Annotated in this window: 16 protein-coding genes; 3 read left to right on the top strand and 13 right to left on the bottom strand. The window is 53.2% G+C overall.

Annotated features, from left to right (window positions below):
- Window positions 1-2: 2 nt before the first annotated feature.
- The 4 genes from GCU45_RS31115 to GCU45_RS31100 form a co-directional block, all read right to left on the bottom strand.
- Window positions 3-1724, bottom strand: coding sequence for a TerB N-terminal domain-containing protein (locus GCU45_RS31115; protein ID WP_152403802.1), 1722 nt, complete (start codon window positions 1722-1724; stop codon window positions 3-5).
- A gap of 273 nt (window positions 1725-1997) precedes the next feature.
- Entirely contained in the window at window positions 1998-8237 is a 6240-nt protein-coding gene (locus GCU45_RS31110; RefSeq protein WP_167527298.1) for an S-layer homology domain-containing protein, read from the bottom strand.
- Between the two features lie 277 nt (window positions 8238-8514).
- Window positions 8515-9573, bottom strand: a complete 1059-nt coding sequence (locus GCU45_RS31105; RefSeq protein ID WP_152403798.1) for a Gfo/Idh/MocA family protein — start codon at window positions 9571-9573, stop codon at window positions 8515-8517.
- A 12-nt stretch (window positions 9574-9585) separates the two neighbouring features.
- On the bottom strand, window positions 9586-10461 hold the full coding sequence (locus GCU45_RS31100; RefSeq protein ID WP_425281320.1) for a sugar phosphate isomerase/epimerase family protein: 876 nt from the start codon (window positions 10459-10461) through the stop codon (window positions 9586-9588).
- A 136-nt stretch (window positions 10462-10597) separates the two neighbouring features.
- Here GCU45_RS31100 and GCU45_RS31095 point away from each other — a divergent pair, with 136 nt between their 5' ends.
- Window positions 10598-11485, top strand: a complete 888-nt coding sequence (locus tag GCU45_RS31095) for a helix-turn-helix domain-containing protein (RefSeq protein ID WP_152403796.1) — start codon at window positions 10598-10600, stop codon at window positions 11483-11485.
- Window positions 11486-11706: 221 nt separating this feature from the next.
- On the opposite strand, the gene GCU45_RS31090 is transcribed toward GCU45_RS31095, so the two are convergent.
- From GCU45_RS31090 to GCU45_RS31070, 5 genes are all read right to left on the bottom strand, one after another.
- The gene (locus tag GCU45_RS31090) at window positions 11707-11820 is read right to left on the bottom strand and encodes a sporulation protein YjcZ (protein ID WP_145134200.1); all 114 of its coding nucleotides are present in this window, start codon (window positions 11818-11820) and stop codon (window positions 11707-11709) included.
- Window positions 11821-11934: 114 nt separating this feature from the next.
- Window positions 11935-12663 (bottom strand): ThuA domain-containing protein, encoded by a 729-nt coding sequence (locus GCU45_RS31085; protein WP_152404682.1) that lies wholly within the window; start codon window positions 12661-12663, stop codon window positions 11935-11937.
- Between the two features lie 53 nt (window positions 12664-12716).
- Window positions 12717-14321 carry an extracellular solute-binding protein gene (locus tag GCU45_RS31080; protein WP_152403794.1) on the bottom strand — a complete coding sequence of 535 codons (1605 nt, stop codon included), beginning with the start codon at window positions 14319-14321 and terminating at the stop codon, window positions 12717-12719.
- Between the two features lie 40 nt (window positions 14322-14361).
- Window positions 14362-15270, bottom strand: a complete 909-nt coding sequence (locus tag GCU45_RS31075) for a carbohydrate ABC transporter permease (RefSeq protein WP_116231709.1) — start codon at window positions 15268-15270, stop codon at window positions 14362-14364.
- A 24-nt stretch (window positions 15271-15294) separates the two neighbouring features.
- Window positions 15295-16218, bottom strand: coding sequence for an ABC transporter permease (locus GCU45_RS31070; RefSeq protein ID WP_244364747.1), 924 nt, complete (start codon window positions 16216-16218; stop codon window positions 15295-15297).
- Window positions 16219-16492: 274 nt separating this feature from the next.
- Here GCU45_RS31070 and GCU45_RS31065 point away from each other — a divergent pair, with 274 nt between their 5' ends.
- Both GCU45_RS31065 and GCU45_RS31060 read left to right on the top strand, forming a co-directional pair.
- On the top strand, window positions 16493-18220 hold the full coding sequence (locus GCU45_RS31065; RefSeq protein ID WP_152403791.1) for a sensor histidine kinase: 1728 nt from the start codon (window positions 16493-16495) through the stop codon (window positions 18218-18220).
- 11 nt (window positions 18221-18231) lie between these two features.
- Window positions 18232-19836, top strand: a complete 1605-nt coding sequence (locus tag GCU45_RS31060) for a response regulator (protein ID WP_152403789.1) — start codon at window positions 18232-18234, stop codon at window positions 19834-19836.
- A gap of 58 nt (window positions 19837-19894) precedes the next feature.
- Here GCU45_RS31060 and GCU45_RS31055 read toward each other — a convergent pair whose 3' ends face one another.
- The 4 genes from GCU45_RS31055 to GCU45_RS31040 form a co-directional block, all read right to left on the bottom strand.
- A complete protein-coding gene (locus tag GCU45_RS31055; protein ID WP_244364746.1) occupies window positions 19895-20467 on the bottom strand; it encodes a restriction endonuclease in 573 nt (190 codons plus the stop codon).
- Window positions 20468-20651: 184 nt separating this feature from the next.
- Entirely contained in the window at window positions 20652-21557 is a 906-nt protein-coding gene (gene rpoD / locus GCU45_RS31050; RefSeq protein ID WP_186381884.1) for an RNA polymerase sigma factor RpoD, read from the bottom strand.
- Window positions 21558-21859: 302 nt separating this feature from the next.
- Window positions 21860-22813 carry a LacI family DNA-binding transcriptional regulator gene (locus GCU45_RS31045; RefSeq protein WP_152403785.1) on the bottom strand — a complete coding sequence of 318 codons (954 nt, stop codon included), beginning with the start codon at window positions 22811-22813 and terminating at the stop codon, window positions 21860-21862.
- Window positions 22814-22909: 96 nt separating this feature from the next.
- Window positions 22910-23593, bottom strand: a complete 684-nt coding sequence (locus GCU45_RS31040; RefSeq protein ID WP_167527297.1) for a VOC family protein — start codon at window positions 23591-23593, stop codon at window positions 22910-22912.
- Between the last annotated feature and the right edge of the window lie 22 nt (window positions 23594-23615).

The raw sequence follows: 23615 nt of genomic DNA, 5'->3' as shown, positions 1-23615 counted from the left end.
GTTCATCCTTTCAAGTTCTCAAAGCAATCGATATATTCTTCAGCGATTCGGTCCCCGTCAATGACCAGGTCGCCGATCGTCTCCATGGCCAAGTCATTAATCTCATCGATGATCAAACCGGGCATCGTCCCGTGACGGTCAGCCACTTGGTCTAAGTCTGCATTCTGAATTGATCCTGTCAAAACACGCAGCGCCTCCAGATGGTATGGTGCCAGCATCTCAGCAAAGCGTGCCCATTCCTCATCCAGCCCGGAGGTGTCCCAAGCTGCCGAGTCGGCATTCGTCGCTTCGACGGATTCTGAGGTCCTCGAATCTGTACTTGTTGCATGATTATCGTCTGCAAGGAGTTCCGGACTGTAATCCGTCTCCGGTACGGGGGCAGGTTCCTGATCGGAGCTTACATCTGTATCCGATACTTGGCCAGATCCCAACTCCAACCGGGGATCCGTCTCCGGAACGCTTGCAGGTTCCCTAGACTGTTCAGAATGAAGAGCAACGACCGGATCGCTGATCGAACCTTCACCAGACGTATCCGAATGGACGGCGCTCGGCTTATTTGCAGGGGCAACCGTTTCCTCGTCCTTCTCCTCTGTCGTGCCCGGTTCTTCAACGGTGAGCATGCTCCGGACATATTCGGTGTCCTTTTGCAGTGAAGCGAGCTTGTCCGAATCGATCACAATCGCCGGTCTTTCCTCCTGGCGGCCGGTCAGCTCACGCTTCAGATAAAGCTCCACAAGACGCTCGATCGAGGGGGAGATTTCTACACCTCTCAGACGCCCCTTAAATCCCCGGTGTTCCCGCAGCTTGTTTTCCGTGTACCGGATAATTTGCGTCACCCAGCTCCGCAGCGGAGCATGATTGCGGATCGGGATTGTGGTCACCGGAAGTAAACGCCCATACAAGCGGGCATCATACACCGCTCTGTGGAACAAATACCTTTCAGTTGTTTTTGGCGGTATGTCCGGTGCAAACAATGCCTTCCATTGATCGTTTTCCTTTTCGCGTAAATAACCGACAGCCAACGATACGATCCGCGGAATATGATAATCTAAATCCTCTTGGCCCGCTTCCACATAAAACCTGCTGTCCCGGACATCATAATCGCTTAAAATAAGCAGCAATTCCATCGGAATCTGCAGCGGTTTGTCTTGGAACAATCGCACGAGCTCCAAATCCATCAGCTCATGGGACAGCAAGCTTCCCGCCCTTTGCGTAATGTGAATCAACGGAATATCAAGCTTGTGAATAAGCACAAAGTCGGCGGTCCATTCCTTTAAATAATGATCCAGCCTGGGGAACTTGTCCCGGTAAGCCGTCCAAATCTCATCCAGCAGCCTGTATCCTTCCCTGGGATCGGTCCAGCCGACTTGATGAATCAGCTCATAAACGTATATGAAGATATAGGACAGATCCGTACGATGATAACGACCCTGCCGCACTTCGCTCCTCCAGTAAAAATACCATTTCCGCTGAGCCTCGGTCATCTGCTGATACGTCGCCCAATAGCTCATAAAAGGAACAAATGGGGCCGGCTCGCCAGCTTCATCCGCTCTTCCAAGCGCTTCCTCAGCAAAGGCCTGCTCCCGGCTCTCCATACTAAACGTTATGGATTTCGACGGAGTGACGGCCGCGGGGTCCCGGGCGGGAATGCGCATGCCTTCACCGGCATCTCCGCCCAGGTCGATTTCCGTAAATTCAATGGGTCCTCTTTCGTTATTGTTCACGTATATCCATCCCTAACCGGTGATTTCCAATCTAAATCCGAACCAGCCAATCTAGATTAGCAAGACTAACATCATGAATTAAAAATATTATATCATGGCAGCCCCGAAACTTTATGGAATTTCAATTTCATTGTATGTGTTGATTATAGAACGCACGTTCGCCGGTTTCAAGGCCGGAATCGAAACGCACACAAGCCGGCGCCAAAATTTCTGGCGCCGGCTTGCGGCAGGCAGGAAGGCTTAACCGCCGCTTTCCCCCTCTTTTTATACATGCTATTTTTGCGCGATGAGCGTGTACATCATTTTCGCTGTTTCTGCGCGGGTGACTTGACCGTGCGGATCGAACTTGCCGCCGCCTTTGCCGTTCATCAGACCGAATTGACCGGCTTCCGTAACAGCCTGCTTCGCCCATCCGGATACGTTTTGCATGTCGGCAAAGCTGCTGGATGCAGCCGATTCGCCGCTCCAGTTCACCGCTCTGGCCAGCTTCACCACTATGGACGCAGCTTCCTCGCGGCTGATCGGATCCTGAGGTCTGAATTTGCCGCCGCTTCCTTGGATGAGTCCGAGTTTTGCAGCCTCAGCCACCGCGCCGGCGTAATAGCTGTCCGCCGGAACATCCGCAAAGGCCGAACTTCCCGAAGTTTGCAAAGTGGTGCCCATCATTCGCATCGCCAGTGTGAGGAAATCCGCACGGCTGACGTTCAGCTTGGGCCCGAATCGGTTCTCGTCGATTCCGTTAACCAGATGTTTGGCTGCCAGCTTGCCGATGTATTCGTCCGCCCAGGAGCCGTTCACATCTGCAAATTGCTTATGATACTCTAGCACAGCAAATGGAGCAAGGTGATCTGCCGTAAAGCTGACCATACCGCCGCTGAAATGCCCGCCGAGATATTTAGGCTGGCCGCTGCCCAGTTCATAAACCCCAGCGTAGTCGGTATCCAGGTTTTGCAGCTGCTCCGTGGTGAGCTTACCCTCAACCGTAACGGGGCCGCTCAGATTCTGGATCTCGGATTCTGCCTGACCATTGACCTTGACCAGCTTAAGTGTGTACATCGGTCCGGCGAGACTATAGTCGGATTGGGAGCCGATGGCATCTCGTACAGCCTGGCTGGCTGTACTGTTCATCGTCGCATCCATACGCAGTACCAGCTGCTGTGCATCGGTCAGCGAGCCCGGCCACGATGCCGCAGGCACCGTAACCGTCATGTCCGGTCCGGCAACGATCAGCGACAGACCGTTTTGTTTGGCTTTGGCCGCGCTGGCTGCAGGCAGGGACAAGGAAGCCGCCTGTTGTCCTTGGTCGCTCGCTCCGTCGAGCGTGATGACGATTTTGCCATTCGTGCTTTCGGTTATCGCTTGATCCAATACTTTCGCATCGGCCTGATAGCTTCCGTTCGTGCCCGGCCTCAGCACCACGGTTCCCTTATTGCCACCTGTTCCCGGATTAGAAGGTGTTTCAGGGGAAGTGGCGTTTCCGTTACCTGGTTGTGACGGCGTTGTTCCGCCGCCATTTCCGCCACCGTTGCCTCCACTGCCGCCACCGTTGTTTCCTCCGTTACCGCCGCCAGGGTTGCCGGAATTGTTCTTCCCGGTATAGAAGCCCCAAATATCAGAGAGTGTGCTGCCGCTGTGCGCGTCTTCCGCTTTTACGTACCACTGCTGGTATCTGTCCGCAGGCAGCCCGTTCCATAAGACAGATGCCTGGGACCCGCTGGCCACATCACGGCTGCTTCCGATTTCGCTATCGGTGTACACTTTGACGCTGATGTAATCCGTCGCAACCCGCTTGGTTTTCGGCTGTAGATTCAGGTCCAGGTCAAACTCGTCCTTGCCCGGATTATCCTGCGGATCATAGTAGTTATAATCGTTCAAATATGGCGAATACGTTTTGATGTGGAGCTTGTTGTTTTTCATATCAAACTGCATGAGACGGATGTAACCCAGCCCGCCCTCAGGCGCTCCCTGGTAATCCGCGAGCATCTGATAGACGTTACGGTCCGGCAGGCCGTCGCCGTTGTCATCAAGCTCATCCACCTTCAGCTCCGCGTCGTGATAATGCCCGGACAGCGCTGCGATGACGTTCTTGTTCGGCTTCACGACCTTTTCGAAAATTTGGTCCGCAATCGGTGCGCGGTTATTCGATACGAGCATGTACTCATGCAGGCACAGGATCGCTTTGCGTTCCGGATACTTGGACACCACTTCGTTCATCCATTCGATTTCGTCGTCCCCGAGACCCCAACCCATGTAGACGATGATAAAGTCGTTTCCGTTCGAAGATACCAGGTCGTAATGACCGCGGTTGTTATCATAGGAGCCGGCAAACGTCGAGTTGTTCTTGAACCGGTCTTCCCCAAAATACTCTTTGAACTTCGTATAATCGTTGTCCTGATGGCCCACGTCGTGGTTACCGGCCAGTACGCCGTAAGGAATGCCGGCATTCTCCAGCACCTTCATGTCCTTGTCGGCTTCGACCCACTGATACTCCTCATAGGACTTGTCGACGACGTCGCCCGTGTGAATGACGTATTGAATATTCATTTTTTCCTTCTGGGCAGCGATCCAGTTGACGATATCCTGATAAATTTTTGGATAGCTCTGCGAATAGTACTGGGTGTCGGACATCCAGACGAACGAGAAGTCGTAAGGATCTTCCTGCTCCGGCGAAGGCTTGGTGCCTGCGGCCGTACCCTCCGCCGCCGCGGCGATTTCGTCCTGCACCATGACGTCGATCGCTCGGTCGGACGCATAATCTCCCGCCTTCACGGTTGCGTTCAGCTCAAAGTCTTCGGTTCCGGCGATCACATGATCAAGCTGGATCCATTGGCTTTGCGCTGGGCTCCAGGCATACAAGCTGACCTTGCGGCCTTCGAGCGACTTTCCTTTCCAGTGGATATCCACGCGATCCGACGATTTCACGGATGGGTCAAGCTTCACTTCGAACCGCTGGTAAGGGAACTTGTCTACCGACTCGTTCACCAAATATTTGCCGTCTTCCGAACTGATTTTGGCGTAATCTCCCGGATTCATTTGCGTTTCGCCTGTAGGAGCCATTTCCTTCGGAGGCTCGGTCACCGAAGCGTTCATGTAACCTGTAAAGTCCTCCGTCCGGCTGCCGTCATATTTATACCCCTTGTAAAAGAGCACATTCATCGGGTCCTGGCTCGGGTCCTGCACCTTGACGGTCAGATTGGCGCTTCTTCCCACGTTCGTCTGCCCTTGCTGCGGGCTGACCAGTTCCGGAGCCAGCGGATTCTCGTCCGGCACTATGAATTTTACGGTCCGTGTGGTTTCATTCCCCGCTTTGTCCACCGCATGTATGATCAGCGAATGTTCTCCGCCTTTCAGCGATCCGGACGAAGTTTGATACGGAAGCTTGATGCTCTGATCGTCCAGCTTCACGTCAACCTTGTCCACACCCGCATAAGCGTCCTCGATTTCGGCATCCAGCGTAAACTCGCCGCGGTATTCCTTGCCGTTTTCGATCGATGGCTTAACCTCCGGAGGCGTATTATCCACGATGACGGCAGCCTTATATTCATCCGTTCCGTCCGTCACTTTGATTTCGTGCGGGCCGTCTGCCGCTTCGAGCGTGTTCCAGGCGTAAGCCTTGGACTTCAGCTGGTCGGCAGTCAGGTTAAACTTGAACCCAACAGACTCGTTTTTCCCGGCGGAATCCCCCATTTTGATCACTTGATCCTTAACGCCATAGGCCGGATCCCAGATTTCGGTTCCGTCCGCCAGCACGAGCCTTACGTTCTTGATCTCAAAATCGTCCTTGTTCTCTTCCGGACGGTCGTCAAACGGGCCCGTTTTGGAACCGGCGCGAACATAAATGATATTGTCCTCGTCCGCCTTGAGGCGATCGGCACTGATCGGGAACGAAAGCGTCGTATACGTAGTGATCGGGTCCAGGAACGTATACAGGATCGATTTGTCTCCGAGCTCTGTCGGTCCCATCGTCACTGCATTTTTGAAGTAGTAGTCGACATTGACCGCATCGAAAACAAAGTAAGCGTCATGCTCAAGCTGGGTAAACGTGCTGCCATCCGCAACCGGTTTGCCGTCAATGCTCAGCTGCAGTTTGTCCGATCCTAGGGATTCGGCCGTGCCTTTAATGGTGTTTGTCCCCTTAATGATCTGTTGGTCCTTCACGTTCAGTCGCAGTAGAGAAGAATCCGGTCCACCCGTAACGTCTACTTTGACCGGATCGGTTTTCGTTTCGTTTACGCCGTCCGACGCAGCAAAATAATATTCGATGTATTTTCGGCCGATCAATTCGGCAGAGGACAGCTTGTAGTGGTACATCGTATCGTTGAAGTCCTCGGACAGATTATGCAATGTATAATCGCTCTGCTTGTCGGAGCGCACGTATACCTGAACGGACCGGACTTCCTTGTCGTCCTGCGCATCGGCGATCAGCTCGAGGCTCTTCGACTGTTCAATTTCCTTAACCTTCGTTACATCTTCGATCGTCGGAGGATTGATGTCCTCTTCCTGATGGACCGGCTCGCTTGGAACTTGAGAGGCCGCTACCGATCCTGGCGATGCCGCTTGTGTCCCGGTGCTTGCCTTAATCATCGTTGTGCTGCCGTTCTGTGGGTAAGCATAATGCAGCCCCATATTTTCCTTGGTTTCGTCGCCTTTGGTGCCGTTCTCGTACAAGGTATCCGCGTCATAATAAGCCGCCGAAATTTCCTTGCCGGTATTCGTTTTAATGACAATCGCGCGGCGCCCGGAATTGGACATCCCGTCGCTCTGAATCATAAACAGGTTTTGGTTCTCTACCAGATTCGTTTTGTAGAAATCGTTGAATTGTTCCTCCGTGTATGACTGGTTGGCGCTGTTTTTGATCCAGAAAACGACCGTTCCCTTAGATGGGATGACAAAGTCCTCCTTCGTCGATGGCCATACGACATCACCGGCCGCCCCTTTATCCGGGTAGCGGTAATACAGCTTATAGTTTTTAAAAGATACCGGCTGGTCCGTATTGTTGTACACTTCAATCGCTTCATATGCGTCTGTCGACGTCCCAGACACATTCGTAGTATTCGGGACAAGCTCCGTGACCAGCAGCGGAGGTGCCTTAGCCGGATCAAACTCGGGCAGGTTCACCTTGACGGAGTAGGCTTTCTCCGTCTGGCTGGCTGCGATGCGGTAATCGATTTGGGGCTCAACCAGCGCAGAGGCCGGAATGGTCGCCTTATAGTCGCCCGTGCCTTGAGCGTCTGCCATCGGGATCACCGTATATCTCGTTTGGCCAGGCGTTTTGTAGAGCAGCTGCACAGGAGCCGGAGAGCCGTCACTGTTCTTGCCCGGATTCTCGACATGCGCCTGAATCTCGAGGTCCTTCACTTCGACGGACGTTGGCGGCGTATGGTTGATGACCGTCTCGCTTCCTTCCGGCACCTCGACCGGAACGAGCTGTGCGGAGTCAACCGTTCCCGGTGTCGCCGGGACTTGTCCGGAAGCAGGCATCACCGCCATTTGCACGCTGCCTTCGGCCGGATGCTGAAAAAGGATCCCCTTATTCATCTTGACGTGCTGGGCCTCATAAGATGCCGTCACGATGACTTTTCCCGTACTGTCCTTAATAGACAGCGTTCTGGCTGCCGTGTTGGCCATGCCACCTCCGCCGTTGATCCGGAACAGGTTCTCATCCTCCACGAGGGTCGTGCCGTAATTTTCGTTAAAGCTGTCCTGGTTCTCGGCATTGTTCTTGCCGTTCATAATCCAGAATACCGCCGGCTTGTGCGCAGGAATGATCATATTCCCGTTGCTGACCGGCGTCCAGTTGTCTTTATTATTGTAAAAGAAAGAATAGTCCTTGAAATTGATGTTCTGATCTGTGTTGTTATAAACTTCGACATATTCGTAAGCATCTGCTGAAACACCAGCCACGTTGGCTGTATCCGGAACCATCTCGGTAATCAGCAGCGGCAGCACGGCTGCGGAAACGTTCGCTACCGTATCCTGCCCGGTGCCTGGTTCTGTTCCGCTGCCCTTAATTGGCGCGCTATAAGCGATTGTCTGCAGCACCTTGGACTGCTCGTCCAGCAGCGTTATCGAATAATTCAGAATCGTGCCCTTTAGCGCCTCTGCTGGAATGATTGCATTGTATGTATCCTGCTTGCCTTCGACCTGTACCAACGGTACAGATGCTTCGGTGTTCCCGTCCACCGCATACTTCACGACGCCAGACCAACCAGCCGCGGCTGTCCCTGTGATGGCTGCGCTCACCGTGAAATCCTGATCGGCCGAAACTTCAGCAGGTGCCTGATGAGCGATCTGCAGCGTATTTTGCGTCTGCTGACCCTCCTGCGGGGTCTCCGTGTTCGTGCTGTTGTCTGCTGCGGGGGCGGTGGGATCGTTCACCGGCTCCGCCGTAACGACAGGCGCCGTTTGACCGTTCAGGCCGTCTGCATAGCTGACGGGTGCTGCTGCGCTGATCAGCATACTGCCAAGCATCACGGCGGACACGCTGCGCTGCAGCTTACTAGTCCTCTTCAATGGGTAAATCTCTCCTTCACTCATGAAATGTTGTCTGCATCCTGATGTATGCATACTTCAGTGTAGTGAGTTTTTATTTACGCCATGTCATTGGAATGTAAAGGGATCATTAATCTCATTAAATTTTCAGTCCGGTAAAGCGATGAAGGCGTATTTCTTACACTTGATGCAGCCAAAAAGGACTGCAGCAAAAGCCTGCAGTCCTTGTCATGTCATGTAACAGCAAACGAAATGGATGATAACCATTCATCCGCCTTGATAAGTTGGATTCAACGGGCTATGCCTGCACCGCAGGGCCCGCCTCCATCACTTCCCGGATCAGCACCTTGCTGCCCGTCTTGGCGCTTTCCAGCGCAGCCAGCACCATGGCCATGCTGTAGATGTTGTCGCTGCAGTCCGTTTCCGGCTTGCGCCCCGCTTCAAGCGCCGCGAACATTTCGTCCAGGCAGCCGTGATGAAAAGTATTGCGCATGGAATCAAGCACGCCTGGCACGCGCGCATATTCGCGGATAAACTTGCCGTCCTGATCCCCTTCGGCTACGACTTCGGCATAAAGTTCGCCGTGCCCGTCCCAAACGGCCGTCCCCTTTTCTCCGGTGACACGCCAGGATGCTTCCCAGGATGTCGGCATCCCCTCAGCGCACCAGGAGCCGCGGTAGTTGAACACCGTGCCGTCGGACATCTCAAAGATGCAGATCGCCATGGCATTCCCCTCATACCAGGACCCCGGAGGATTAAATTCGTGGCAGTATACGGAGACCGGATTGGCTCCCGTAATGAGGCGGGCCTGATCAAACGTATGGATTGCCATGTCGAGGAGCAGCGGGCTGGCCATCGCTTCGCGGAAGCCGCCGAAATGGGCGCCGATAAAGAAGTCTGCCCCGATAAACCCCGTCCGTCCGATCGTTCCCTCGGCAATCAGCTTGCGGAAAGCCCGGATGCGCGGGTCGTAACGCCGATTCTGCATCACGGCATGCGTGCGCCCGGTCCGCGCCGATCTCCGGACAATGTCCAGACAGTCCTCCATCGTTTCAGCCAGCGGCTTCTCTGCAAATACGTCGCAGCCCAGCTCCAGAGCCGTCGCGCTCACACCATGATGGCTTGAAGGAATGGTCACGTCAAAAACGAGATTGGCTCCCGAAGCCTGAATCGCTTCCTTGACATCTGTAAATACCGGGCAGTTCAGCGACTTGCGCTCAGCCATCGCCAGCGCCGCTTCCTTTTTAATATCCACCAATCCGACGATCTCGGTGTCTTCCCGCCCGGCCGCATAATCGACCCAGGTATTCGCCATGCCGCCGCAGCCTGCGACGACGACTTTGTACTTCGCAGTCATCCGCTTGTCCTCCTACACCGGATTCGGGATGAAATCCCCGCCCCGGCACCGTTTTAAATAATTCAATGCGTGAACCTGGCCCGTCATCTCCAGTTCGCCCCTGTAAACCGGGTCATGCCAACCTTCGATGTCGATCGTTCCCTGATATCCGTTCTGCCGCAAAATGGTGATGATGTCCGCCCAGTTGCTGTCGCCGAATCCCGGCGTCCGGTGCCAGACGAACGGCTGATTGCCGTGAACGCCGTGCTCTCTGACGACATCCCATGCGATCGTGGCGTCTTTTCCATGCACATGGAACACTTTCGGGGCCCATTTGCGAAGCTGCGGGATCGGATCGATCAGGCTGACCATTTGATGGCATGGCTCCCATTCCAGTCCGAGATTGTCCGCCGGCACGGCATTGAACATCATTTCCCACGCAGCCGGACCATGGGCGATATTCCAGTCCCCGGTCTTCCACGTCCCGTCCATGTCGCAGTTCTCAAACGCCAGTTTGACGCCTTGACCTGCCGCCCGCCGCGCCAGCTCTCCAAATACCTCCGCAAATTTCGGGATGGATTCGTCAATGGGACGTCCCGTCAAACGGCCCGTGAAACCGGATACAATTTCAGTGCCGAACAAATGGGCATGATCAATCAGCCGCTCCCACGTCGCCAGCGTATCCTCATTGTTGCCTTCCCCTGTTAAAGGATTGCCGAACACACTGATGGCCGAAATGACAAAATCATGTTCATCCGCCAGCTCTCTCATTCGCGCAGCAAGCTCCTTCAGATCGGTGCTCCCCGAGGTTTGCCAAAAAGTCAGATTAAACGATTCAAAGCCGTGCTTGACGATCTGCGGGATCACCCGGACCGCGTCAGAGCCGCCGACCAGCGTTCCGATACGCATGATATTGGTATCCAATATTGTGATCACTCCTATATTGACATATAGTATTTCTAACATCACCATTATAGCGGGGAGAACCGCCGTTTTCTCTAACCGATCTTGTGGAATACTAGTCTGATTTTGAGGGGGTGTGGAAATGACCTATCCCAGGGACCTATGGGAAGATACCGCGCTGGAAAATACCGCTTATCCGTTTCAGCTTTTTCAAAACCGCTGCCTTGCCGCCCGCGCCGGCCACTGTATTCTGTACCTGCACTGGCACGAGCATTTTGAGCTGCTTGTCATGAAGCGCGGCAGCGCCGTGTTCCATATCGACAGCCGCCCGTATGCTGCAGCTGAAGGGGATGTCCTCATCATTCCCGGCGGGAGCCTTCACGTAGGCTACTCCCTCGCCGAAGGCGACGTCCATTATGACTGCATTGTCGTTAATGCTTCCCTGTTTAATGACTGGCTGCATGATCCTATACATATTCAATACGTCGCCCCCTATCTGGAAGGCCGGCTTCGGTTCCCTGTAAAAATTAGCTGTTTTGAAGAAGGGCATCCCGGTTATTTGGCCCACTTGGAGGAGATCATCCGGGAACTCAGCTCCAAGCCTCCGGCATACCAGCTGACCGTGAAATCCAGACTGCATCTCTTCTTGACGCTGTTGGCCAGGGAGAATAATCCGAGCATGCTCGAAGCTGAGACGCATAACGCTTATTTTCCCAACCGGGAGAGGTTTAAGCAGCTGATCCGGCATATCGAATCGAACTTTTCGGATAAGATGACCGTTGAGCAGGCGGCCCGGCAGGTCAGCCTGAATCCATACTATTTCTGCAAGCTGTTCAAGCGGTTGACGGGCCGCACTTTTGTTGAATATGTTAACATCTGCCGAGTAAAGGAAGCCCGGCGGCTCCTGACCGAAACCAACGAGTCCGTGACGGAAATCGCTTCGCGTGTAGGGCTTGATAATCCGAATTATTTTACGAAGCTCTATAAAAAGTACATGGGGACGACACCAACCAGGGAAAGAAAAAGCTGAATGGGATTGGCTCCAGTGCCAAAACTCCATTTGGTACATAGTAAGCAGGTGCGATTCCGTTCGAAGATTTACGTAATGAAGATTATGTAAACATCAAGGCGACGACACAGAGTTGTTCGCTCAGACTCCCTTGTTATACGTACCTAACTTTTCTTCGGGCTTCCATTTCAGCTGCCGTACAAATGCAAAGGGCCTAGCCGATAGCTAAGCCCTTTGAGAGATTAATAGATGAAAGCCTTTGTGATAATGACGAGGAGAATGAACAGAACGAGAATGGCAGCTACGCTGTTTCCCCACAAGCCACCGCCGTATCCAACACCAGCTACTTCACTCATGAGCGAGTCCCTCCTTCGCATCGGAATACATCATATTCTATGATTTGATCCTGGGAGAGGAGCGGGCTAAGAGGAAGGTTCCCGCCAATATGTGCGGTTGTAATGCAGGGCGCTTTATCCCTTAACCAGGATAGGCTCCAGCGGCGCCCGGTTGCCGTAGACCGGAGCCGCCGCACCGCTGGGAGCAGCCCATTGCACGGCGTTTGTGATCACCCGCTGAATTTCCTCATTATGATAAGTCGGATAGGTTTCATGACCCGGACGGAAGTAGAAAATTTTGCCCCGTCCCCGGTAGAACACGGCTCCGCTGCGGAATACTTCCCCGCCCTCGAACCAGGACACGAACACCAGCTCATCGGGCGCCGGGATGTTAAAATGCTCCCCGTACATCTCCTCTTTCGGCAGTTCGATATACTCGCCGAGACCGGCGGCAATGGGATGAGCCGGGTTAATGACCCAGATCCGTTCCTTGTCGTCCGCCTCGCGCCATTTCAGCTGCCCGGTCGGCGTTCCCAGCAGCCGCCCGAATATTTTGGAGGCATGGCCGGAGTGAAGCACGATGAGACCCATCCCGTCCATGACCCGGCGGTACACTTTGTCCACGACCGAATCCTGGACTTCATGATGGGCAAGGTGACCCCACCAGACAAGCACATCCGTCTGCGCAAGCACCTCATCGGTCAATCCGTGCTCTGGTTCATCCAGCGTCGCCGTTGCAACCGTCAATCCGGCCTTCTCTAGAAATCCGGCGATCGTGCCATGGATGCCATCCGGATAAATCTCGCGGACGGCGGCATGCCGCTGCTCATGACGAAACTCATTCCAGACCGTAACTTTCATAATGTTCAGCACTCCTTCGAAAAGCCAATACTGACGGTCTGGAATCGTCCGGCGCGCTATTTTACGCTGTTGTAACGCTCATAGGCATCCGTCCGGATCGTCACCAGCCGTTCCAGACCCATCTCATTCAGCTTTTTAATGTAAGCGTCCCACTGCTCGTCGATACCGCCTTTTGTAATCCACTGAGCGCGCGTCGTCCGCACATACGTATCGATATCGGTCGTGAGCGTTGGCAGCTCCTGAAATTCCTCAGCGGTATACATGACATTCGGGAACGGGGTCGTAACGTAATCCTTGCCCAGCTTGTCGATGGTCAGCTTGAGGCCGTCCCCGTTGCTCGGGTCGAGGATAATATTTTTCTCAAAGCTCGGGCTCACGTATTTCGGGCCAAAATCACGGACGGAGGACTCCCAATACCACGCATCCGCACTGGTCCCTGCCGGCGGATTCATCAGGGCATAGGTGCCGTCGTCGTTCTTCTTAATGACGGTGTCGATGGCGCCCCAGAAGTTTTGGATGCTGGCTTCGTTCGTATAGAACTGGTCCGCCCAGCGCGCTGCCGCTTCCGGATATTTGCATGTCGTGGTGATCAGCAGCTCGTTACGCCGGTAGCTGAGCCCGTTCGGATCGCCGACTTGATAACGCTTACCGTCCGGTCCGGATATCGTCGGAATGGTGACATATTCGTCCTTCCATTTCCCGAACACCGCATCCGGTGTCCACTGATGGGTGAAGCCGACCAGCGATACGTCCGGATTTTGCTGCTTGGCTGTCAGCATTGTGTTGTCCTGGGTAAACAGCTCCTGGTCGATCAGTCCTTCCGAGAACAGCTGATGCGCCCACTTGATCGCTTCCTTGTATTCTTCGGACGTCGGATAATACACCGGTTTGCCGTCTTTGATCATCATGCCGGTACCATTCAGGTCCGTAATGCCGAATGGATTGAGCAGGTCCATGCTGATGTCGCCGGAACCGCTGTACGGAATTTCGTCCTTTTTACCGTTGCCGTTCGGATCGTTTTCTTTAAAAGCCTTCAGCACTTGATGCAGCTCATCAATCGTCTCGGGAACCTGAAGCCCAAGGCGGTCCAGCCAGGCTTTGTTGATGACCGGCTGATTCTGCGTCACCGGACGGGACGGCAGCCTTGCGGGCAGGGAGTACATTTTGCCGTCCGGGAAAGTGCTGAGCTTCTTCAGCTCCGGCGATTCCTCCATGGCCGCTTTCAAATTCGGCATGTACTTGTCAATATAATCGTCCAGCGGCTGGAAGAGGCTGAGATTATTCACGATATCCGAGTCGGAGAAAGCGATGTCCCCAAAGACAATATCAGGCAGCGTGCCGCTGGCCAGCATGATCGATTTCTGCTCACCCCAATCGTTGGAAGACATGACCTGCCAGTTGATCTTGATATTCGTTTCTTTTTCCAAATTTTGCAGCCAGGTGTTCTTCGTGAATGTGTCGCCCATATTTCCCCACCGGACGGTCAGCACGTTCAGCGTAATCGGCTCCTTCACGATGGGAAGGCCTGTTTGATTGAAGCTGTCGCTGCTTTCGGCCGTTTTGCCGCCGGAGTCGCCGCCGCTGCACGCCGTCATACCGACCAGCAGCGTGGACACCAGCCCCAAGGTAACCAACAGTTTACCGGCTCTTTTTTTGCCCATTCCAGAAATCCCCCTAATATTTATTAAATGGCCTTGCCGTTTATTCCTTGACCGCTCCGATCATCACCCCTTGGTTGAAGTACTTTTGCACGAACGGGTACAGGCACATAATCGGGAGGGTCGATACGATAATGACCGAATACCGCATCATGTTCGCCAGCCGCAGCGCGATATTGGCCGCTTCCCCGCTGCCGAGGCTCGACTGCATTTGATTCGTGATCAGGATGTTTCTCAGAATTAACTGCAGCGGATACAAATTAGGATTTTTCAAATAAATCAAAGCATTAAAATAGGAGTTCCAGTAGCCGACGGCGATCCACAAAGCGAGCACGGAGATGACCGCCTTGGACAGCGGCAGCACGACCAGGACATAATAACGCAAGTTGCCGCACCCGTCGATCTGGGCCGCCTCCCACAGGTCCCCCGGAATGCTGGTCTGGAAAAAGGTCCGCGCTACGATGATGTCGTAAACGACGACCGAAAATGGCAGCACCATCACCAGGAAAGTATTGTACATGTGAAAATCCCGGATGGTCAGGAAGGTCGGAATCAAGCCGCCGCTAAAAAACATCGTGAAAATAAAAAACAGGGAAATCGCTTTGCGGCCGACCAGGTCTTTCCGGGACAATGCGTAAGCGGCCGATACGTTCACGATCAGACCGATCGCTGTGCCGACGACCGTGTAGAGAATGGTATTGCGGTATCCGATCCAAATGTTCTCATGCTTCAGCAGCTCTTTGTAGCCGTCGAGCGTAAAGCCTCGCGGAAACAGCCATACCTGGCCGTTGCCCACGGCCGAAGGGTCGCTGAAGGAGGCGATAACGATAAAATATAGCGGATAGATGAGGACGATCAGCAGCAGCACCGCGACGATGTAGAGCAAAACTTCCAGAACGCGGTCGGATGACCGGCCGCCGGCCCTTCCGGTGGCGGTGCTTGCCGCCTGCATGGCTTCCACGGTGTATTCCCTCCCTTACCACAGACTGTTGCTGCTGAGCTTTTTGGAAATTTGGTTTACCAGGATCAGCAGCACAAAGTTGATCAGCGTATTAAACAGGTTGATGGCCGATGAGAAGCTGTACTGGCTGCTGAGCAGACCGATTTTGTACACGTACGTAGAAATGACTTCGCTGGATGAGATGTTCAAGTTGTTCTGCATCAGATACGCCTTCTCAAAGCCGACGCCCAGCAGCCCGCCCATCCGCAAAATAAACAAGGTGACGGCCGTCGGGATCAGCATCGGAATATCGATGTAACGGATTTTCTGCCAGCGGCTGGCACCGTCTACGGTTGCCGCTTCATAGAGGCTCGGATCTACGGCTGACAGCGCCGCAATGTAGATAATGCTGTCCCAACCCGCGTGCTGCCACACATCTGACCAGACATACACGCTGCTGAACATCCCGGCCGATCCCATGATATTGGGTGCCTCCGCACCGAACAGCCGGTAGATGCTGCCGATCAGGCCGCTCCCTGGAGACAGCAGAATCAGCATCAGGCCGACCATGACGACGGTAGAGATAAAATGAGGCATGTACGTCACGGTTTGAAAAAACCGTTTAAACCGGTTCGCCCGCATCTGATTGACCATCAAGGCCAATACGATCGGGATCGGGAAGGTCACGATGCTGTACAGGCTGATGATCAGCGTATTTTTGATCGTGACGTTAAATTGGTAGGAATGAAAAAATTTCTCGAAATACTTCATCCCTGCCCAAGGACTTCCCACAATGCCCAGCGCCGGACTGTAATCCTTGAACGCAATGAGGACGCCGTACATCGGCTTGTAGGAGAACAGCAGCAGCAGTATCGCCGCCGGCAGCAGCAGCACGTACAGCCCCCAATTACGTTCGATTCTGCCCCAGTTTCGCCGGAAGCCGGATGACTCTGATTTCAACGCAGGTCCCCCCTCTCTCCTTTCTTTCGGAACAAGACTCATTATAAATGGACTTGAGGGGCTTAATCGGACCTCTTGCCGCCGTTATCCGGACTCCCGGGTACGGAAAAGTCTGTCCGCGCACCCACGCCAACCGTCCGATCCGGACGTAAGGATGTCACTATCCGGACTTTTGGAGCAGATGCGCAGTATTTCGCATTTTGTTACAGGCCGGGGTTATATATAATGAAAAATAAAGCGCATTCATAAGAGGAGGCGTCAGAACAGAATTTTCATGCGGCCAATCATCCACCGTACCGGTAAACCTTACCCGGTCAAACATTATGTCAACATGCTGATTGTCATTTTATTTACGGCGCTGGTCCTCGATTTTATGATCAGCTATGCTTCGATCTCCATCGTCAAGCAGCAGTCCGGCCGAAGCCTGCGGGACACAGCAGATCTGTACATCAACAGGATCAACCATGATTTCGCCTACATCAATCACTACATGGGCTGGTCGCTGGCCAATGACCAAATCATCGAGACGATGGATGAGAACGCTTCAGGTTCGGCCGAATTTCTAAAGTCCAACACCCAGCTTCATCAGCGATTTACCGAGCTGCAGAAAAATTACGGCCAGGCATATCAATTTTTCATCTATCTGAAAAACAAAGACTTTTTCCTGAACTGCGCTCCCTTAAGCATCGGGTATCCCGATTATTTGGAACTGAAGCGGCAGATCATTTCCTACGCCGAGGACAAAAATGTATACGACAAGTTTTATTCCCGCTGGACGCCGGTCCTTGTCCGGAATAAATATTATATTGTCAATATCGTCCCTTATCATGACCGTTATTTGATCTGCCTTATCTCTGCAGACGAACTGATCCGTCCGCTGCAGAGCATCGACATGGGGAAGAACGGCACCGTCTCACTTGTTGATGAACATGGGATCAATATTTCCACACCGATCCGCGTGGATGAGACCCAGGCGCTGGATACCGCCAAGCCTTCTCCCTTCGGCTTCGCCCACTCCCGGGCCGCCGTGACCAGCCGGTTCTCCGACGCCTCATTCAGCGTTCAAATGATTGCCAGATACGGCACGTTCGAAAAAATTATGATCGCCCAGCTGGTCATCATTCTGCTGGCGCTGATGATCGCGATCGTCCTCTGCATCGTCATGCTCTATTTCAACAAACGGGTGCTGCGGCCGATCCAAAGCTTCTCGGATACGCTCGCCCGGTGGAACGAGGAGAGCGCCGCATTGGATTTTAAAAACAGCAAGATTATCGAACTGGAGCAGGCCAGCCAGCAGTTTAAGGATCTGATCGGGCAAATCCGCAGGATCAAGATCGATATGTATGAGCAGGAGCTGGAAAAGCAGCGGATCCAGCTGGATTACATGAAGCTGCAGATCAACCCGCACTTTTTTCTCAACTGCCTGACGAGCATGTACAGCATGGCCCAAATGCAAATGTATGGCGAAATCGAGCGGATGGCCATGTCGACGACCCAATACTTTCGCTACATCTTTCAGAACGGGTACAACTTCGTGCGGCTGCAGGATGAAATTGAGCATGTCCGCATTTATCTCGACATCCAGCGTCACCGGTACAGGAACGCCTTCGCCTATCATATTTCCCAAGATGCAGAAACCGGAGATATCCGCATTCCCCCGCTCGTGCTGCAGACCTTCATTGAAAATGCCGTTAAATATGCCGTATCACGCGTCACCGAGGCGAACATTACGTTATCGGTCAGCAGGGAAATGCCGGATGCTCTTGCCAAAATCACCATCTCGGATTCGGGACTGGGCTTTCCTCCGGACATTTTAGAAAAGCTCATGCAGGGTGGGCCGCTGAACGCGGAGAACGGCAACCGGATCGGTATAATGAACACGATACAGCGCCTTACACTGCTCTACAAGGGTCAAGCAGACGTCTCCTTTTCTAACCGCGAGGGAGGCGGAGCGGAAGTAACCATCACCATCCCCGTATCGCCGCCGGAAGCCATTGATTAAGGAGGAATCGCATGAACGTGTTACTGGTGGATGACGATTATTTTGTCGTAACGGCGCTCGAAAGCAAAATCGACTGGCAAGCACTCTCCATTGAGCAAATTTACACGGCTTATAACGTTTCCCAGGCGAAGGAAATTTTGCAGCAGCAAGCCGTAGACATTCTCATATGCGATATTGAAATGCCGCAAGGCAGCGGCCTGGAGCTGCTGGCCTGGATCCGGGAGGAGCGCTACCGGGTGCAGGCGATATTCCTGACGAATTACGCGGACTTTAACTACGCCCAGAAAGCTATCGAACTGCAGAGCTTCGATTATTTCCTCAAACCGATCGAGTTTGACAAATTAGCCCTGATTATCCGCAAGGCGGCCAATAAAGCGAGCGAGGAACGTTCGATTGAGGAGGCTGCCCGCGAGGGGCTGCTGTGGAAAAAAAACCAGAACCGCCTGCTGGAGCTGTTCTGGCGCAAGCTGATCACGGGCAAAAGCTTTCCCTCGGAACCCCAGGCCATTCAGCGTGTTATGGAGGAACAGCATTTGCCTTATCAGCTGTCCGACCGGTTTACGCCCCTGATCATCAAGGTGTTTCCTCATGACGGGAGTCTTGGCAAAAACGACAAGGACCTGTTTGATTACGCCCTGCTCAACGTGCTGAACGAACTGCTGCGGAGTCCCTTGTACAAGGTCGAAACGGTGCTGGAATACACGGAGAACCACTGGATTGTCATTTTACAATGGAGCGCCGAGCCTTCTACCGGTCAGATTGAAGACACATGCGCCTCCCTCATCCCCAAAGCCAACCGGTTCCTGAAGTGCGACGTATACTGTCATTTGGGACTTACTGAGAGCTTGGCGGCGGTGCATCTTATGATCCGGCAGCTGATTCAGATCAATGAAGAAATGATCAACATCCGTAATCAAGTCTTCCGTATCGATCAACGGCCGGTGGACGTAGCGGCTTATATCCCGCCCAACCTGGAGCTGCTGGAAAGACTGCTGAGCGATGGTGACGCTTCCGCATTTTGTGCGGAGATAAGCCGGTATCTGCATGAATTGACCGGGCGGCAGGCGCTGAATGTGTCCGCACTGCGGCAGTTCCGGCTTGATTTGATGCAGATGATTTACTCTTTTCTGAAGCAGCGGGAAATCCAGGCTCATAAGCTGTATTCCGGGAGCACCAACGATCAATTGTTTCAGCAGTCGCTCCAATCGATTGAAGATATGGAGCAGTATATCGCTTATCTGGTAGATACTGCTCTGGCGTACCGGACGTTTGCGGAAAAGCCCAACTCGGTCGTGGAGGAAATCAAGCTGTATATCAGCAAGCATATCGGGGAAGATCTGACGCGGAACAACCTTGCCGAAACCGTCTATCTCAATCCGGATTATTTGGCGCGTTTGTTTAAAAAGGAAACGGGTGTGCCGTTAGGCAACTACATTATCGAGACCCGAATTCAGATGGCAAAGCATTGGCTCGCCACATCACAAATGCCTGTTCATATGATCGCCGGAAAGGTTGGCTACGCCAACGATTCTTACTTTTCCAAGCTGTTCAAGCAGGAATGCGGCCTGACTCCTTACGAATTTAGGCACAAGCAGCAAAAAGACCGCCTGGGGTAGGCGGTCTTATCAACAGCATGGACGCGGCTGTTTCCTTCAGTGAAATCAAGGGGAACAGTCACGTCGCCGGGCTGAACTCCGTCAGTTCTTCTTCCTCGGCTTCTTCGCTTCCCACCCACAGCTCCACCAGCCTGTCTCCATTGTACAGCTCGATGTTCAGTTCATCGGCATACTGGTACGCACCCGCCGTGAATTCCCCGGTCGTCGCTACATACCCGCCGACGGCACCGCGCTTCACCATCTGGGAATGGACCACGGCAATGGGGCCGTAATCCACCGGATTCCGGTCGTCAGCACAGACGGCAAGCCCCAGGTACAAGCCATGGTCGGTGTGCTCCTCGATATCGATTCCGTAATTGCGTGATGCTCGGGTTACATAGGTCCGTCCTCCCCTTACCGCTTCCATCATTTCGGCGACAAACGCCTCAAACTCCAGGGACCCTTTGTCCTTGTCTTCACCCTGTTCCTTTTTATATCGATGATATAAGCCGATTTTTAGCGTTTCTTTCATCTCGTCATGGGTGGTCAGCGTATCGATCGCACTGGATCGGTAATGCATCAACATCCCTTTCTGCCGGAGATAAAGCAGCAGCCAGCAGACATTGGTCACGATTAATATACTGATGATCACAATCTTCCAACCTCCTTCTATGAAAATCAGTGTAACCAGCGCCGATCTTTTTCAGACCTTCAAGCCACGGCCAACGAGAAAAGCTGCCTGCAGTTAGACCTGCAGACAGCTTTCAAATGAATATGATGACATATGAAATGATTAATGAATTCCAAATCGAATGAATTCGCTTAGACTCTATCGTTTAATCGATATAATCCTTCAATCGTTTGCTCCGGCTGGGGTGTCTCAGCTTCCGCAGCGCTTTCGCCTCAATCTGGCGGATGCGCTCACGGGTTACGCCGAATACCTTGCCGACCTCTTCCAGCGTGCGCGTGCGGCCGTCTTCGAGGCCAAAGCGCAGACGGAGAACGTTCTCTTCCCGCTCTGTCAACGTGTCGAGCACATCGCCCAGCTGCTCCTTCAGGAAGGTGAACGCCGCAGAGTCAACCGGTGCCAGGGCGTCATGATCCTCAATAAAGTCACCCAGCTTGGAATCATGCTCGTCCCCAATCGGTGTTTCGAGCGAAACCGGATCCTGCGAAATTTTCATAATTTCACGGACCTTCTCTACGCTGAGCTCCATCGCCGCAGCGATTTCTTCCACTTCGGGTTCGCGTCCAAGCTCCTGTACCAGCTGCCGCGATATACGTGCCAGCTTGTTAATCGTTTCGATCATATGAACCGGAATCCGGATCGTTCTTCCCTGATCGGCTATGGCCCGCGTAATCGCCTGTCTGATCCACCATGTGGCATAGGTGCTGAACTTAAAGCCTTTCGTGTAATCGAATTTATCTACGGCTTTGATGAGCCCCATGTTGCCTTCCTGGATCAGATCCAACAGCTGCATGCCGCGGCCCGCATATCTCCGGGCAATGCTGACAACCAGACGCAGGTTCGCCTCGACCATAATTTTCTTGGCTTCCTCGTCTCCTTCGGCGACGCGCTTGGCCAGTTTGATTTCTTCTTCCGTGCTCAGCAGGCCGACACGGCCAATTCCCTTCAAGTACATACGCACAGAATCATCGTTCTTCATGCCCGTCGGCAGCAGCTCGACGTCAGCGTAGGGCTGATCTTGCTCCTGTTGATTCGACTCGGCTTGATTTCTCATCACTTCATCGCGTTCACGTTCTTCCATCATCCTGTACGTTCCTCCCCCTGAAAATAATCTCTCTGTATCGCTTGATACGGCTTTCTGAGGTGTAAAAAATATTGACAATCACCAATCGTTGTGATACGATAAATGGTAATAATGTGATTAATTTTGGAGTACACATTATAATATCATATACGCACTTACATTTCAATATGTTTCATAGAATTTAGCCTTTTGGATTAAATTACATAAAAATCACATAGTATAGACCCGCCGGAGTAACGCTGATGTTCTCCTACGGGTCTTTTTTGTTGGCTTTATCCGGATGAAGAACGGTATATGATCCGGTACGGGATCTGCACCTTTTCCCTGGAACCACGGGTCACGAGCCTTAAAGCCTCCTCACCTACCATGAAGAGCTGATGGTCTACCGTGGTAAGCTGAAGGACTTGGCCAATCGGCTGATTTTCCTGTCCGATGATGGCGATATCCTCCGGAATGCGCAGCCCGGCAGAGAGAACAAATTGGTGGATTCCGGCCGCCACCTCGTCCCCGTTGGCATACACGGCGGTCGGCCGGACTTCTCCTTCAAGAAAGTGGCGGGCTGCATCCATACCATCCTTCAATGTGGTGCAGCCATCCAGGCACCGGCATGGCGATACTTCCCCAAAAACGTCCCGGTAAGCCTGCATCGTCAGCCGGGTGCTGATGCTGGTCTCCCCTCTTGCCGCCGTGAACGCAACCTCTGTGTGTCCCCTGTTTTTCAGGAAGGAAAACACCTCGAGCGTCGCGGCATACCGGTCAATGTACGCGCAGCCGATTTCCTCCAGCTCCGTATACTCGCAGGCTACGATGTGACCATATCCCGCAAAGGGGACGATGGACGACCAATCGTTGGCACGGGACGTAATGATGATCCCGTCGAGCAGTTTAGTTTTCAGCATCGTTAAATACTCCAGCTCTTTCTCCGGATCATACCGGGTTGGAAGCACAGTCACGGTGTAATCTTCCTCAACCGATTTGTTCAATACACCGCTTAACATCCGGTCGAAAGCCGGGTTGTTGTTGTACGGGATGATCACGCCGATGCTGCGGGTCCGGCCGCGGATCAAATCAACCGCATTGCGGTTTGGCGTGTAATCCAGTTCGTCGATGGCTCGCTGCACGGCGGCTCTTTTCTCAGCGGAAACGTACGGATGCTGGTTGAGAACCCGGGATACTGTGGATACCGAAACACCGGCACGTCTGGCGATTTCGTGAATGTTGGCCATAACTCCCTGCCTTCTGACTTTTTCATTTCGAATGGTTCCTTTATTATATCACGCTGACTCCGATCCTCATTACGACAGTGGACCAGCCGCAGCGGATTATTCGTCCCGGGACAGAATGTCGTACTGATCTGCCTGCAGCAAAAGCTGCTCGTTGCCTTGTGCCTGAATGACAACCCGTGTCCCGCTGACAATCGGCGCTCTTCCGTCCGGAAACCAAGGCCGTTCGCGGTTCACCACGATCAACAAGCCCTCGGCATCGCCCATCGCCGCAAATTGCCGGCCGTCGCCGCTCCACATGGACAGTCCCAGCGTCGTTTGAATCTGTTCCACGGCAGCGGCCACTTCATCAACAGGGAGCCCGATTTCGCTGATTCGCAGCAGCTGGCTGCTTGTGAAGTCCTCATTTTCGGCGTTATCAAAGGAATGGTGGGCAATGAATTCAATCAGATTCTCATCCGGATCGTAAAAATACAAGGCATCGGCATTCCAGTTCTCGAAATGAAATTGATCCCCGTCCTGATCGCGGAACAGTGTAATTCCACGCTGAGCGGCCCATTTTTTGGAAGCTTCGAGCAGATTCGTCGGAATCGTAAAGGCAATATGGTACATCGATTTTTCGCCGGGCGCTTCCGCCTTCTGAAGAATGAGCTGACTTCCGCCAGCTTGAATGGTGACTCTATCCGACTGTTCTTCGGCCACTGGAAGACCGAGCTTCCCGGCGTAAAATTGCTTCATCTCCGCAAAATGCCGGGCATTTATCGTAAGTTGTTGGATTTTCATCGTAAAAGACCTCCATATCCTT

It is taken from the genome of Paenibacillus cellulositrophicus (genome assembly GCF_009363095.1).
GTDB classification, from domain to species: Bacteria; Bacillota; Bacilli; order Paenibacillales; family Paenibacillaceae; genus Paenibacillus_AQ; species Paenibacillus_AQ favisporus.
Note: the sequence above shows the minus strand (reverse complement) of the source record. Positions and strands in the feature narration are given on the sequence as shown.